Annotated in this window: 17 protein-coding genes and 2 riboswitches; of the genes, 3 read left to right on the top strand and 14 right to left on the bottom strand. The window is 49.8% G+C overall.

From position 1 onward, the window contains the following. Positions 1-74: 74 nt before the first annotated feature. The gene (rnjA, locus tag JNE38_RS02610) at positions 75-1,748 is read right to left on the bottom strand and encodes a ribonuclease J1 (protein ID WP_203355130.1); all 1,674 of its coding nucleotides are present in this window, start codon (positions 1,746-1,748) and stop codon (positions 75-77) included. A 312-nt stretch (positions 1,749-2,060) separates the two neighbouring features. Between rnjA and JNE38_RS02605 the strand changes: the two genes are divergently transcribed. Then, positions 2,061-2,327, top strand: coding sequence for a DUF3889 domain-containing protein (locus tag JNE38_RS02605; RefSeq protein ID WP_238933692.1), 267 nt, complete (start codon positions 2,061-2,063; stop codon positions 2,325-2,327). A gap of 1 nt (position 2,328) precedes the next feature. Here JNE38_RS02605 and JNE38_RS02600 read toward each other — a convergent pair whose 3' ends face one another. The 3 genes from JNE38_RS02600 to JNE38_RS02590 all read right to left on the bottom strand — a co-directional run bounded on the left by JNE38_RS02600 (position 2,329) and on the right by JNE38_RS02590 (position 3,898). Further along, on the bottom strand, positions 2,329-2,955 hold the full coding sequence (locus tag JNE38_RS02600; protein ID WP_203355128.1) for an SCO family protein: 627 nt from the start codon (positions 2,953-2,955) through the stop codon (positions 2,329-2,331). Between the two features lie 26 nt (positions 2,956-2,981). Further along, complete coding sequence (locus tag JNE38_RS02595; RefSeq protein WP_203355127.1) at positions 2,982-3,293, bottom strand: rhodanese-like domain-containing protein; 312 nt, start codon at positions 3,291-3,293, stop codon at positions 2,982-2,984. A 356-nt stretch (positions 3,294-3,649) separates the two neighbouring features. Continuing rightward, a complete protein-coding gene (locus tag JNE38_RS02590; protein ID WP_203355126.1) occupies positions 3,650-3,898 on the bottom strand; it encodes a hypothetical protein in 249 nt (82 codons plus the stop codon). 83 nt (positions 3,899-3,981) lie between these two features. After that, positions 3,982-4,089: riboswitch (SAM riboswitch) on the top strand. Positions 4,090-4,182: 93 nt separating this feature from the next. Here JNE38_RS02590 and JNE38_RS02585 point away from each other — a divergent pair. Continuing rightward, positions 4,183-5,484, top strand: coding sequence for a homocysteine synthase (locus tag JNE38_RS02585; RefSeq protein WP_203355125.1), 1,302 nt, complete (start codon positions 4,183-4,185; stop codon positions 5,482-5,484). A gap of 88 nt (positions 5,485-5,572) precedes the next feature. On the opposite strand, the gene JNE38_RS02580 is transcribed toward JNE38_RS02585, so the two are convergent. Beyond that, positions 5,573-6,157: a 3D domain-containing protein gene (locus JNE38_RS02580; RefSeq protein ID WP_238933536.1), complete on the bottom strand. Its 585-nt coding sequence runs from the start codon at positions 6,155-6,157 to the stop codon at positions 5,573-5,575. A 3-nt stretch (positions 6,158-6,160) separates the two neighbouring features. Then, positions 6,161-6,316, bottom strand: a riboswitch (cyclic di-AMP (ydaO/yuaA leader). Positions 6,317-6,529: 213 nt separating this feature from the next. Here JNE38_RS02580 and JNE38_RS30490 point away from each other — a divergent pair. Beyond that, positions 6,530-6,721, top strand: coding sequence for a PLP-dependent transferase (locus JNE38_RS30490; RefSeq protein WP_343071683.1), 192 nt, complete (start codon positions 6,530-6,532; stop codon positions 6,719-6,721). A gap of 133 nt (positions 6,722-6,854) precedes the next feature. On the opposite strand, the gene JNE38_RS02570 is transcribed toward JNE38_RS30490, so the two are convergent. From JNE38_RS02570 to JNE38_RS02530, 9 genes are all read right to left on the bottom strand, one after another. Next, complete coding sequence (locus JNE38_RS02570) at positions 6,855-7,478, bottom strand: TasA family protein (RefSeq protein ID WP_203355123.1); 624 nt, start codon at positions 7,476-7,478, stop codon at positions 6,855-6,857. 102 nt (positions 7,479-7,580) lie between these two features. Further along, a complete protein-coding gene (locus JNE38_RS02565; RefSeq protein WP_203355122.1) occupies positions 7,581-8,120 on the bottom strand; it encodes a signal peptidase I in 540 nt (179 codons plus the stop codon). A 398-nt stretch (positions 8,121-8,518) separates the two neighbouring features. Continuing rightward, entirely contained in the window at positions 8,519-9,277 is a 759-nt protein-coding gene (locus JNE38_RS02560) for a TasA family protein (protein WP_203355121.1), read from the bottom strand. A 261-nt stretch (positions 9,278-9,538) separates the two neighbouring features. Further along, a complete protein-coding gene (locus JNE38_RS02555) occupies positions 9,539-10,369 on the bottom strand; it encodes a hypothetical protein (RefSeq protein ID WP_203355120.1) in 831 nt (276 codons plus the stop codon). Positions 10,370-10,381: 12 nt separating this feature from the next. Next, positions 10,382-11,059 carry a hypothetical protein gene (locus JNE38_RS02550; protein ID WP_203355119.1) on the bottom strand — a complete coding sequence of 226 codons (678 nt, stop codon included), beginning with the start codon at positions 11,057-11,059 and terminating at the stop codon, positions 10,382-10,384. Then, positions 11,049-12,365, bottom strand: a complete 1,317-nt coding sequence (locus tag JNE38_RS02545) for a right-handed parallel beta-helix repeat-containing protein (RefSeq protein WP_203355118.1) — start codon at positions 12,363-12,365, stop codon at positions 11,049-11,051. Before JNE38_RS02545 ends, JNE38_RS02550 begins: the two co-directional genes overlap by 11 nt. Beyond that, on the bottom strand, positions 12,362-12,919 hold the full coding sequence (locus tag JNE38_RS02540) for a signal peptidase I (RefSeq protein ID WP_203355117.1): 558 nt from the start codon (positions 12,917-12,919) through the stop codon (positions 12,362-12,364). The genes JNE38_RS02545 and JNE38_RS02540 overlap by 4 nt, the downstream gene beginning before the upstream one ends. 164 nt (positions 12,920-13,083) lie before the next feature. Further along, entirely contained in the window at positions 13,084-13,293 is a 210-nt protein-coding gene (locus JNE38_RS02535) for a hypothetical protein (RefSeq protein ID WP_203355116.1), read from the bottom strand. A gap of 96 nt (positions 13,294-13,389) precedes the next feature. Then, positions 13,390-14,544, bottom strand: a complete 1,155-nt coding sequence (locus tag JNE38_RS02530; protein WP_203355115.1) for an HD-GYP domain-containing protein — start codon at positions 14,542-14,544, stop codon at positions 13,390-13,392. Positions 14,545-14,574: the final 30 nt, after the last annotated feature.

Below are 14,574 nucleotides of genomic sequence, written 5' to 3'. Positions count from 1 at the left end.
TTTTGTTTCACGTATTTCCATTACTTCTATTATACCCGCTTCATGTCCGCCCGAGAATCAGGAAGTGCAGCTGGCTACACTTCCATCAAAATGGTAAGGATCATCGGGTTGCGGCCGGTTTTTTCGTAAATGAACGGCTTGATCACTTCGTTGATTTGCGCCTTCAGCTCCGACCACTCCTTGATTTTCTTTTCCAAGGCTTCCTGCAGGCGCTGACGAACCAGCATCGTGGCCTCCTGAATGAGCGATTCAGACCCGCGCACGTAGACGAAGCCACGGCTCACGATGTCTGGGCCTGTCAGGATCTTGAAGTTTTTCATATCCAGGCTGACGACGACGACCATCAGACCGTCCTCCGCCAGATGCTTGCGATCGCGCAGAACGATGTTGCCGACGTCACCTACGCCGCTGCCATCGATCAAGACGATGCCTGCCTGAACCTTGCTGAGCCACGCTTTTTCCCGATTGCAGTTCAGCACATCGCCATTGTCCATGATAAAGATGTTGCTGCTGTCAATTCCCACCTGCTGCGCCAGCTTGGAGTGAGTCTTGAGCATTCGGTACTCCCCGTGGATCGGCACGAAGTACTTGGGACGAATAAAGTTCAGCATGAGCTTCAGCTCTTCGCTGCTTCCGTGTCCGGAGGCGTGGATGTCAAAGTCCTGGTTGAGGACGACATTGGCGCCTGCCCGGTACAGCTTGTCGATCGTGCGGCTCACGTTGATCGTGTTGCCAGGGATCGGCGAGGCCGAGATGATGACGGTATCTTCCGGATAAATCGAAACCGTGCGGTGTGAACCGGAAGCGATCCGTGTCAAAGCTGCCATCGGCTCGCCCTGACTGCCCGTACAAATGATCAATACCTGATTGTCCGCGTAGTTGTCGATGTGCTTGATGTCGATGAGCATACCCTCAGGCATCTGAATATAGCCCAGTTCTTGTCCAATCAAAAATACCTTTTCCATGCTGCGCCCGATAACCGCCACTTTGCGGTTGCATTGCTCGGCAGCATCTACGACCTGCTGCAAGCGGTGAACGTTGGAAGCAAACGTCGCGAGGATAATGCGGCCGCGCGCTTTGCGGACCACATCCAGAATGCCTTCGCCGACAGTTCGCTCAGACATCGTAAAGCCATATCGCTCACTGTTGGTGCTATCCGACAGCAGAGCCAATACATCTCCGCTCGCGCCAATGCGGGCAATTTTGCCGTACTCCGTCGTCTGTCCGACCGGTGTCATATCGAATTTGAAGTCGCCTGTATGGATGACCATGCCTTCAGGTGTGTTCACCACAACCCCGAACGAATCAGGAATACTGTGGTTCGTTCGGAAAAACGTCGCCTTCAACCGATCAAAGGAGATTTCCGTGTCTTCCGAAATCGGAATCAGTTTGACATCGTTTTGCATGCGGTGCTCTTCCAGCTTCGCCTTGACCAAGCCCAGGGTCAGACGACCACCGTAAATTGGCACCTTGATTTGTCTCATCACATAAGGAATCGCCCCGATGTGATCTTCATGTCCGTGCGTCAACAAAAGTGCTTTGATTTTATGCTGGTTGTCCACCAGATAGGAAACATCGGGGATGACCAGATCGATCCCGAACATCTCGTTCTCAGGGAATTTCACCCCGCAGTCAATCATGATGATTTCATCCTCATACTCGACGCAGTACATGTTTTTTCCGATCTCGCCGAGGCCGCCCATTGCGAAAATCTTAACGTCGCTCAATCTCTTTCCTCCTAACTTCATCGTGCATGATTTTGGGAACCCGAACCAAGCATGCCATTCTTATTGTAACACAACGCGAGGCGTTCGTTTCATCCTGTCTTGTATTCCATGCGAAGAAAAGGCGATCAGCCAGAGCCTTATCCAATGATCGCACTTGCCCATTGGAAAATTGTACAAAATCCGTGAGGTAGAAAGCAAGAAACCCGGCTTTTTCGGTAAGGAAATGGGCAAACTACCGCACATTGGAGCCTCACATCAATGAAAAGGGAGTCGAGACCGATGAAATCTAAGGGAACAGCCATTCTTACCGCCCTTCTGCTGGGCATCACGCTAATGTGGACAAGCCCGATCGCGGAAGCTCAACCTCCCTATGCCAAATGGGGAAAAATCGCCATGCAGCAAACCATGAAGACCTACCCGAACGCCAAAGTGGTCGATTACTTGCACGTAGGCAGAAAAACAAAAACGCCCACAACGTCAGAGGAGACGTTCAAGCTCTTGCTCCAGGAGAACAATCGCATGCGGGCGTTATTGGTTCATATTGAATTTGAAACGAAAACCGAAAAGGTCCTGAAAGTCCGCTTTGAGGAAACGAGGTAAGCTAGTCAGCCAGCTCCTCCATCTCTTTCATCATCTGCTCCATGTCCATTTCGGCGGCCATCCCGTACGCGCGGCGCATGTTTCCGTCTTCATCGACGAGGAACATGCGCGCGGTATGGGCAAACGAGCCATCCGGCTGCTTCATCACGGCGATGCCAAAGTCTTTTGTCACCTTTTCGATGGCTTGGGCATCCCCGCGCAGGAATTTCCATCCGCTTCTATCCGCCTTAAATTTCTCGGCATACGCCTGCAAAACTTCAGGAGTGTCAAAGTCGGGATCGAACGTGATGCTCACGAACTCGACCTTATCCCCAAACAATCCCTTTTCCTTCAATTGATCCTGCAGCTTGGACATGTTGTACGTAGTCGCAGGACAAATATCCGGGCAATTGGTGAACATGAATTCAACCAAGCGTACTTTCCCTTTTCCCTCCGAGAAAGTGTACGTGGACCCGTTGGTGTTATCCAAAGAAAAGTCGTTTAGTGCTTTCATGACAGGAATCTGCTCTTTGGTCATGTAGTTGTACCCGAACACACCGACAATCGCCAGAATTAACACGCCGGAAAGCACGGTAAACCAATGACGCTGCAGAGCCCCTCCCTGCTGCTGCACTTTGCTTTCACTCACGATTTACTTCCTCCCCCTGCCTATCCTTACAGTTCTTTCTCTCCTGGCCACGCCAGCATTCCGCCTACCATGTTTGCTGCATCAAAGCCTTGTGCAGTCAAGTATTCGGTTGCCATATGGCTGCGTGCTCCACTGCGGCAAACCATCACGATCGGAACATCTTTGTCCAGCTCCTCGATGCGATGCGGCAAAAAGCCTAGAGGAATCAGCTTGGCTTGCTTGATGTGCCCGGCATTCCACTCATCGACTTCACGCACGTCGATCACTTGCACCTCTTCATTGGCATCCAGCTTTGCCAGCAATTCTTCTGGAGTTATTTCCTTTACGCCATTACTCATCGTACTAATACCCCCTGCTATGTAAAAATATCCGCTTGTTTTCTAACCAATCATATCATACGTGCTACTGCTTTTCGAAAGCCCTCGCTTTGTCCAAAAAACGAAATCTTGCCAAAATCAGCATAACCTTATTACTAATCGTAATCAAGTTGTATGTAATTAGTTAATTATCTATAATGATTATTTAGAGAAGAAAAGGAGGGGAAAAGAATGGGAACCTGTAGATGCGGTCAAACCAAAAACGCAGAAGGAAATTGCGACGGAACTCACGCAACCATCAAAAAGGACTAATTTCTTTCGTACAGAAAGGGCACAGCACGTGCCCTTTTTTGTTTGGCCGCTGATTCCGATTCCGTTCACAGCTTTCCTTTTTTGATCCAGTACACGATACGAAACGTACCGAACGCCGATACCATGAACATCACGACTAGCATAAACAACCAGATGGCCAGCCGATTGATCTCCTCCAAGTGCTCAGCGTTTTTGCCTACAAATACCCCCATATAGATAAGAAGAAAGTAGCAAAGCACGTTCGGAATGATCCACGCCGCTCGCAATGCCATGCTCTTTTTCCCTGTCTGCTGCTGATTATCTGATATTCCCATTTAATCCTCCCTGATAACTGAATTATTGAATATTGACAGTAAAGTATTCCTTTTCATACAATTAAGACAACAACAGATTTCGGTTTTCATCAAGAGTGGTGGAGGGACAGGCCCGACGAAGCCCGGCAACCTGCATGTAACGATGCGAGGTGCCAATTCCTGCAGAATCCATAGATTCTGAGAGATGAACGAGAGTCCGTGTATGACCGGAGCTTCTTCTACTCAGAGGATAGCTCCGTTTTTTTATACCTTATCATACCCACAGAAAAAAAGGAGAGATGGTCATGTCTGATCAGCAACAATGGAAGCCGGAAACGATTGCCGTACACGGAGGGCAGGAGCCCGATCCCGCAACAGGTTCACGCGCGGTTCCGATCTATCAAACGACCTCCTACGTCTTCCGCGATACCGATCATGCGGCAGATTTGTTCGCGCTCAAAGAAATGGGCAACATTTATACGCGCATCATGAATCCTACACAGGACGTATTTGAAAAACGGGTCGCTCTGCTCGAAGGCGGCGTCGGTGCGCTGGCAACCGCTTCTGGTCAGGCAGCCATCACTTTCTCCATTCTCAACATCGCTGGGGCTGGCGATGAAGTCATTGCATCCAGCAGCCTTTACGGGGGCACCTACAACCTTTTCGCCCACACTCTTCCGCGCCTTGGCATCAAGGTCCATTTCGTCGACCATTCCAATCCGGAAAACTTCCGGGCATACATCAATGAGAATACCAAAGCCTTTTTCTGCGAAACGATCGGAAATCCGCGCATTGACGTAGCTGATCTGCAAGCCATTGCGGACATTGCTCATGAGAATGGCGTTCCTCTGATCGTCGACAATACGTTTGCCACCCCGATCCTGTGCCGTCCTTTCGAACACGGTGCAGACATCGTCGTCCACTCCACGACCAAATTCATCGGTGGACACGGCACAGCCATCGGCGGAATCATCGTAGACTCTGGCAAGTTTGACTGGAACAACGGCAAGTTCCCTGGCCTGACTACCCCGGATCCAAGCTACCACGGTGTCGTTTACACCGAAGCTGTCGGACCGCTCGCTTACATCATCAAAGCGCGCGTCCAGCTTCAGCGAGACATCGGGGCTGCCGTAGCTCCTTTCAACTCCTTCTTGTTCCTGCAAGGGCTGGAGACCCTGCATCTGCGCATGGAGCGTCATAGCCAAAACGCTCTGGCAGTCGCACAGTATCTCGCTTCCCATCCTGCTGTCGAATGGGTCAGCTACCCTGGACTCGAGGGCGACGCGAATCATGAGCTGGCACAGAAATACTTGCCTCAAGGCGCTGGCGCTATCCTCACCTTTGGCATCCGCGGCGGCTTGAACGAAGGGAAAAAGCTGATCGAATCCGTGAAGCTGTTCTCCCACCTGGCTAACGTGGGAGACTCCAAGTCATTGGTCATCCATCCTGCGAGCACCACTCACCAACAGATGAACGAGGAAGAACAGGCAGCAGCGGGGGTTACCCCAGGGTTGATCCGTCTGTCGATCGGCACGGAGTCGATAGCGGATATCATTGGGGATTTGGAGCAGGCGTTGAAAGCGGCGGTAAAGCAGGTCACGGCATAGTTCAAACAAAAGAAGCGCAAAAAGGGCCTTCTGCAGAAATGCAGGAGGCCCTTTCGATCATTTTCAGGTTATTACCGCTCGAACAAAACTACTTCAACACATAAATTTGAACGTTTTGCATGCCGAAATCGCTTGCATCATGACCAGGCACATAAATGTCCACGCGCGCGTCTTTGATCCCACCACCGATGTCGGTTGCTTTCGCGATCATACCGTTCGCAGGAAGCGCGCCATGCTTGTACCCTGTGATGTATACAGTGGAACCAAGTGGGATCACATCTGGATCGACTGCGATCGTACCCACTTTGAGCGGGTTTCCTAAGTAATCCACCCCTGCCCATCCGCCGTTTTCCTTCGCGGATCCTGTATAGGCGGTCGCCACAGCTTTGATTATTTTGCTGTAAGGACGAGTTGGACCTGAAGCTGTCTTCACTTGTTTGGCAACTGGCAGCTGGATCGTCTGCCCCGGTTGCAGGTTCTGTGAATCTACTCCGGGATTAGCCTGTAGAATCGATGCCAAAGGCACATTATGCTGTTTGGAAATTTTGTAGAAGGTGTCGTCTGCTTTAATCTGGTAGGTAGAGGAAGCAGCGAATGCCGGTGTTGAGATCACTGCCAAGCAGAAACCTAACGCCATCATTACAAATGATTTTGCCCTGAAACGTTTTTTCATTATTGATCTCCTTTCAACTGCCTGCGAGGTTAGTTGTCGGATTCGGGTTGAGGAGTCAACCCTGCGCATGTGCGCTTCACCCCAATCGCAAACGGAAAGAATTTGCGAAGAAAATCGTCCCCCGCACTTCACTAGCAGAAGTTTTGGCTTCCCAAAAAATTACCACATTCGTTTGACGGGGGTAAATGGCAAAATATTGGTAACCCTGACATCCCATTCGCTAATGGAATGGAGACTCTAGTTTCCCCATCAGGCAGTGAAATACCTGCGATTATAGTTCAGGCGCCATTCTCACTTGACTTACTTTTGGTATATAATGTCGGCGTAAATGAAGGCAAGATACTGATCGAATCCCCATGACTTTTCTCTCATCTGGCAAATGTCAGAAATTCCAAATCGCTGGTCACTCATCCTACGAGTAAGCAGATGTCAGAGGAGAAGCAGGAAACTGCGTCGATTACCCCGGGGTTGATCCGTTTCTCGATTGGGACCGAAACGATTGGTGATATTATCGGGGATTTGAGGTATGCGTTAAAGGTGGCTGTGGCTCAGTCTGGCGTGTAAACTTTTAGGAATGCTAAGTCCAATAGAAAAATAGATTTAAAAAGGTATGAACTTATCCCACCTCTTTTTCGTTTAATAACAAAAGAAGCCCACTCTCTAAAGAGTAGGGCTTCATTCAAGAACTGATTTAATACTATTTTTCTGTTCCGGAAGTTTGTTTGCCTTCCAGCTTGAATTTGATATTCACACCATCACCTTGGAATCGGTTTTGGTCTGCATTATCATCTACGAATTTGATACCAATGAAGATCCGGTCTTCTCCATTTGGTTTCAAGTTAGACAATTTAGTGCCCAAGCTAGAAACATCTACTTGATTAAGCTCTTTAAACTCTTTCAATGTTTTTCCTTGATTTGGGAAGAGAGGATTGATGATTATTTGGTCATCAAAAGGAGTAGCTGTATTATCGTCACTTGCGAGGAAATATACCTTCAAATTTTTAGCTAAATCATCTGCATCCAACTGGTTACTCCCAACGTCATTGATTGTATAATCTAAGCCCATCAATACTTTGTTAATATCCAAGGACCCTTTGTTCTGTACTTGGAAGGTCTTAACTGCCCAGTCACCTGGTTTCATATTGCTTACTTGAAATACACCTTGTGCCGGTTGAGTACCTATCGCCATTGTACCAGCGGCAAACGTATTATTTGCAACCTCAGTTGTTGCGTTGAACCATGCGAAAGTTCCTCCGCCAATCAGTGCTGCTCCCAGACCCACAGATGCCAATGTTACTGCAAATTGTTTTTTCAAGCTCATTCTCAGTTCCCCCTAAAGGAATAATTTTTTTATGATGACTTGAAGCCTGATACCAGAATTGAGTCTGTTACCAGCCCCCAAGGTATCACCGGTTGAGGTGATTTATGCTTGTGACTTTGTTGCCGTATTGGAGTCCTCGTTTTTGATCATTTTGAGCAACTTCCAAACTTGGCTTACGATCAGATAAACACCAGGTATTCCTAAGAGGAACAGCATCCCTGTGCCAGATTTGGCAAACTCGATGAAAAATCCAATATACGGAATGGAGTACTGTACTTTTCCAATGAAACGATCTGATGTTACTGGAGATGTGTCTTTTCCGTCATTTGCATCGCCCTTGGTTATTAGTTGATCATCCTTGATTTCGACGACACGATGTGTAATCGTTCTGCCTTCAGGATCCTTAAAAGTGATGATGTCGTTGGTCTGCACTTCTTTGAAGTCAACCGGGCCAACAGCAACTATGCTACCAGTGTCAAATGTTGGAGACATAGATCCGCTTAGAACCACCATGAGTTGGTTACCAAACAGCATAGTTTTTCCGTCGTTCATTTTCCCGACGAGCAGGAAACCCGTGATGGCAATCACAACGATTAGTAGGGTACTGGTCAGTATCGATATGATTTTTTTGAGTAAGGCCACTAACTTTTATCCCCCGCTTTCTTTGGAGCGAATGTTTGCCGTTCACAGTTTTAATCTTACGGATTTTCCAACATCTTATCTTCCTGCTTCAGGGTGATTCTCCACACTTGCACGGTTGAAACGCTCCTCACACTCATCACTTGCTCCCCTCATACCAGAGGATGAGTTGAATATCGACTTTTTCAAGTAACCACAAAAAACAGGCTCATGCATATGCATGAGCCTGTTACAATACCGTATGTCGGGTCATCGCTTACGGCTTCCTTATGATTATGCTTCTCTAGGGGTGATACCATCAATTAGGTAAGCTGCACCAAATGCTATAGTTGGTATTTGTCAGAAGTGTTGCTATGCGCAAAACTGGCGGGTTTCTGAACCCACCTTCAACCTGGATCCTATTAGTCCACGATAATGGGTGGCTTGTCCCCATTGTCACGCTTGATCCCTTCCCATTGGGTTGCTTCCAGGTCAAACGCAATCTTGATGGAATCACCCTGGTATTTATTTTGAACATACGTGCCATCAGGATTTTTTTGTTCATTATTGATAAACCCAATTTTCATTTCAATTTGATCATCATCCGCCGTATTGGTTCCGGGCTTTGGATTTAAAAGATTGCGGTATGCAATATCGAGCCGTTCTGTCTGGGTGAGCTCATACAGGTCTCGCAGAGTGACCGAATTTTTCCCTAATCTCCACTTGAGCTGCTTCAAGAGGTCCATATCGCTCGTCGTGTAGGAAGATTCCGCTTCCGTCTTGAAAAACTGAATTTCATATTGGCTCAGATAATCCAAGGCACTCGCTTTTTTACCCGCAGAAACATTAACATTCTCGTTACCATCCGGGGCTTTTCCTTCGCTGAAATCAGTCTCCGGATTGAAGTTCAGCTGCAGCAGGACTTCCTTAATATCTAAGGAGCCTGTGTTTTTAATGTCAAATCTTCTGGTCATATAATCTCCGGGCTTTAAGTCTTTCAGGTCAAACTTGATTTGGTAGCCGTTGACTGCAGCGACCTCCATATCAAGCGTACCTGCAGCGAACTCGTTTTCACTAATGGTCGCCGTGCTGTTAAACCAAGCGTAAGTGCCCCCACCAAGTAGAGCAGCTCCGACTCCTACTGATGCCAGTGATAATGCGAATTGTTTTTTGATGTTCATTTTATTCCTCCTTATTCGGTTTTCCGTATGATGAATGAAAAGTTCTATCTTCTACCATTATTTTTCATTGTAGGTTTTTGAGGGATGAGTGACTTCCTTCATGAGTGGCAATTGTAGAGAGTGCCCCGTAGGATTGTTACCCTCTACTTCAGTATGAGAGAGTCTACTCCTTTCAGTCGGTCGTCCTCATAAAAAGACCCAGCAAGGACATCCTCGCTGGGCAAGTATGGGGTATTTTGTGCGGCCGTCGTCATTCCATCTTCACTGACGCGCGGAATCACTCGCAGGTGGGTCATCTGGAGTACTTGGGGAACCGGATGGCGTACCCTCCTGCGTATCCGTCACGGGGGGATCGGTCCCCGTGTCGGGTGTAGATGGGGGTGCCGGGCCGCTGGAATCAGTGGGTGGCGTCGCTGGTGTCTCCTCTCCGGCAGACGGTGGCTGTGCAGGTTCCGTCGTGTTTCCTCCCGGCGCAGGTGTAGTAGGCGTGTCAGGTGTACTCGGTGTGTCTGAAGTCCCCGGCGTGCTCGGATTCGGCGCAGCCTCCTCCGTCAAGTCAGTCGATTCCCGATAGGATGTGCTGATCGTCAAGGGAATCGACAGGGAGTAAAAGCCTCCCAGTGCCGTTACCCGCAGCTCTCCCTTTTCTGTTTCGCTTTTTCGCTTATCCCATGCACTTTTGCGGCTATGGGAAATGCGAAAGGAAATTTCTTTGTCCGTTGCCAGGCGCTCCACCACGACTTCACTCGCAGCATCACCTGTCACTGTCATATTTTCCACATCGAGATCCAGATGTGGCCGCTTGGGCGTAAAGGAAATGACCTGAGAGCCCTCCAGTACAGAAAGCCTGCTGTCCTTGGTCTCCGATGAAGATCCGTCTGCATTTACCTTACGCGTGATCTTCGTCCGTTTCTCTACCTTCGTCTTTAAATCAATCCGGTTCGCATCCGTCACGAAGACGTCTTCATTGGTACCCGTTGAAACGGGGGACACCTGCTTCTTTTCACTGGTCAAAAATGAGAGCGTTCCATCCAGAGGCACGATGTTCAGCGCAAGTGCAGCTGCCATCAACCCCATCGCCAGTCTCTTCAAGTGGTTCCCCCCTTACTCTGCAAAAATGGCATTCGGTGTAGCCTGTTTTGCCAAAAAGCGCAGCTCCAGCTCCCCGCTGAGCGACTGGTAGGAATGATCGACGCCCTCTGCCGGCAAATACACCGAAATGAAAAATGACTTATCTCCCTCATTCGCCGAAAAATCGCCCTCCGTTCCATTCGCACGGACGATCCCAGGCTGTTCCTGATGCAAATCTCTGACCAGACCGTCGTATACGACTTCCTGGCTGCCTTCGGTAATCCGCATGCGCAGCACTTCCTCTAGCTTTTGTGCCGCTCCGGGCGTACCGGTATCCTTTACCCGCGCCACGATTTTATAATGAAAGTCCAAATCGCTTGCGCCCCTCGAAAGTGTCGCTTTTATCTGACGGGCATCACCCGGTATCATTTTCGACAGATCCACGACTTGATTGCCTCCTTGCATGACTTGCCACTCGCTAGCGAAACTGCTCGATGATATATCGAGAAGCCCGACAGCAAAATCATGCCCGGTGTCCTTGATCTCCTGCCACATCCAGCTGTACGTGGTCGCCGGCTGCCCCCACATGGACAGCGCGACACCCACTAGGAAGACACTCCCGATGATCTGATCCCGAAGCAGGGCAAAGCGCGCTCTCCCTCTGGACCGCGAGCGTGATCTGGAATATCGTCCGCTCTGCTCATTTTGCATACTTGTTGTTTTCCAGGTACAGATCTGCTTTGTACAAATGGAGAGCCAGCTTCTTCGTCCCGACGACTTCTCCCTCGATCTCCTTAAATCCGTCAATGCCATCACCTACCCGCACTCCGCCGCTCTCCACGGCGTATTGGCCTGTTTTGGTGAAATCGTTATCGACAATCTGGACCTGCGTTTCCTTGTCATTGGCTATGACGACGGCGTGTTTACCGCCATTGAATGTGTTATTGGCAATCAATGCCGCTTTGATGGTCTGATTCAGAACAATCGCCTGGTCGGCTCCTTCGAAGACGCTGTCTTTTACCGTCAGCCCTTCGAGGACTTTGGTGCTCTCGGACTCTTCCGTTTGCTCGTCCACTGCTCCCGCCGTCCGGATAGCCTCGTCGAATCCGCTGCCAAATGTGCAATTGCGGAAGCTGACGTTGGAGCCGACCAACAATCCCGTCCCCCGCCCTTCAAAGCGAATTCCTTCAAAGGAAGCATCGTGTACTTCTAGCTCATCGGCCCGGATGATGACTTTGCCTTCCTGGCCAGGTGCTGCCTTCCAGGTAATGTGTTTCGGGAGTTCCATGCCGCTCAAATCATAAGAGCCCTCTGCCAAGACAAAGGTCATTCCCTTTGCCGCCTCGCCATCCTTGTGCTTGGCGCTTTCTTCTTCGCCCACACGGTTAGCCAGCTTCATCGTGTCCAGCAGCTGCTTTCCACTCAAGTCCTGAGGGGTGAAGGTCATGACAGGCCCACTCTGTGCAAAGTAATCGCCATTGTCTTGCTGCGTAGCCAGGAAGCCGAAGTTGACCTCTGCCGATTTTTCCTGCACTTCATTCCCTGTGCTTTCTGGCAAATAAACGGTAAATTGCAACTGGTCCCGCTCGCCCTTTTCCAATTCAGGGATGACGACGTTCGCCTGGGTCAGGGTGCTGATTCGCCCATGGTAGAGCAGCTCGTCGTCGCTGGTGCGGCGAATTTCCGCTACGAGCTGATCGTAGACGACGTCATCTCCTCCCGCTTTTTCCGCTAGCAAGGCGTACTTCACCGGCACATCGCTGTTATTTTCCACACTCAGCGTCTTCTCCACGCGAACGCCTGGCAGGAAGGGCTGGTCGGCTTCCGCCTGGAATTTTGCTCGATTCTCACCCAGACTGATTTCCAACCTCCCCGCTGCAAAGGTGGTCGAATCCTCTACTTGGCTCGTAAAATACGCGTACGTCCCAAAGCTGGTGCTCGCTGCAATGGAAGAGATGACAGCGGTTCCGACGATGATCCGCTTCCACGGCCAGTTTTTCACCTGTTCCCACTTCATGTTAGTTCCCCCTCAATCGTCTCGTTCTCGACCGAAGCCGGTTTCAAATCCTGTTTGGCGCCAGATCGACGCTGTGTATAGACAACGAAAATCAGAAAGCCACTCAATATGAGAAGCATCATCAACGGTTCCTTGAGAAGCTGCTGGAGTGCTGCTGCATACGGAATCGTATAAACCACTTGTCCTACCAAACGGTTCGGGTCCGTCCAGCCTCCGTCTGCCTCGTGGTTGGCATCTCCTTTTGTTTGCAGATAGCCGTTTTCGAGCCGCATGATGACGCGGTGCGTAATGAGAGAGCGAGACTGATCGTCTTTCCAATACGTGACGATGTCTCCCGTCTGGGGCACTTTTCCGATGTAGCGACTCACAATCACCATGTCCCCAGCATCGATCGTCGGCGACATGCTGCCTGTCAGCACGGATAAGACTCGCCAGTTGCCCATTCCGGGTATCCGGTCCGAGTTCCATTGACTGCTTGCGTACAGGAACAGATTCAAGATGAAAAAAAGAGCAAGCAGACCAAGCCCTATGCGTTTTGTCCAGACGACTCCCACTCCGACCACCCCTTTGTCTCATTGTACGAAGTTCGAATCCCCATATCTTCCACCACCGGAGGGACTCCAGCCGCTTGGAAGGAGGAAGATTTTTGGCAGGCAGGCTGACCCTGTCTCATACTGAAGGATGAGACAGGAGGAGGGACAAAAAAATACCGCCCGTATCAGGCGGTATTTTCGTCGCGTTGTAGAAGCTGGCTATCGGTCAGCGTATAGCGATAGGGAGCAAAGGGGCGAACCAGGATAAACCGGATCGTCGCGGGAGAAGCCTTTTGCATGGTGAGATCCTTGTTACAGTACGGACATATCCAACGGTACCAATCTCCGCTGCTGAACGAGTGGCGTTTGCAACGCCCACACCATTTTTGCATCATGTGCCTCCCCCCCTTTTTCCTTACTCTACTCTACCAAGCCAAGAGCGGAAAGCCTATCGGAAATCAGTCTGATTCTCTTTATCCATCGGGCGGAGGCTATCCGACCATTGGAGGGACATTGGATACTTTGGTGGGCGAATGAATTTGTACCGATTTGACGAATGCCTTGACCACTTTTTCATCATAAGCCGTCCCTGCCATCGTGCATATCTCCTCAAATGCCTCTTCAATCGAGGAGGTCTGCCGGTACGTCCGCGTCGTCGTCATCGCCAGGAAGCTCTCGACGATTCCCAAAATTTGCGCCAGGAGAATGATGTCGTCTCCCTTCAGCTTTTTGGGGTAGCCGGTCCCGTCAAAGCGCTCATGATGATCCTGCAGCGCACGTACGACTCTGGCAAAGGACGGTTCTTCCTGAAACATTTCGTAGCCAAACTGGCAATGCTCCTGAATGATTTGGAATTCAAACGTCGTCAGCTTTTCATCTGTCTCGAACACGTAATCGGGAAATTTGATGCGGCTGACGTAATGCAATAAGGAGAGCAGCTTGATTTCCCAATCGGTCACCTGGTCATGAGGGAACTCTCGCAGCATCCGCTTGATCAGCCGGCTCATTTGTTCAATTTCTCGGCTGCTAATCTGCGTCTTGCGCTCGACGATCGGAACCAGTGTATTCAGCAGTGTGATGGCGTATTCGCGGTTATGTTCTTGCGTTGCGATCTTGGCCTCTCCCATTCTTTTTTGGAGAGTCGAATATCCGATCCAAGTGCAGATCGCGCTCGCGGCCGCCAGCGTCAGATGGAAGAAGATATCCATGCTAAACGCTTGGCTCTGTCCGGTTCCCAGGCTGAGCGCATACAGCAAGTAACTGATCGAACTCCATACCAATACGAGTGAGCGATCGTAAAAAAAACTGAGATAGATAGGAAAAAGGAGAAAAACAGTCCACAATCCGGTAAACTGCTGGGGATTGTACAGGCAAAAAAACAAGAGCAAGGACGTGCACAAAAAGGCAGAGGCATGAAGAGAGTAAGTCTCCGGCAGCACGTAACGCTTGTGCAGAACGTAGACCGTCCAACTGACAGCCGCACACACGACCAAACCGACAATCGCTGTCCATTCGTTCGAAATGATTCCCAGTGCCTGCAAGAGGATCGCCATTACCGCATCGGCACTAACCAAAATGGAGATCCAGTAAAACATGGCATCCGCTAGGTAACTGGCGTGGTTTTTGTTTCTTTTCCTCTGTCTCATCGACTACCCTTCTTTACCGTTTTCCTTGTG

The organism is Brevibacillus choshinensis (assembly GCF_016811915.1).
Classification (GTDB): Bacteria; Bacillota; Bacilli; order Brevibacillales; family Brevibacillaceae; genus Brevibacillus; species Brevibacillus choshinensis_A.
Note: the sequence above shows the minus strand (reverse complement) of the source record. Positions and strands in the feature narration are given on the sequence as shown.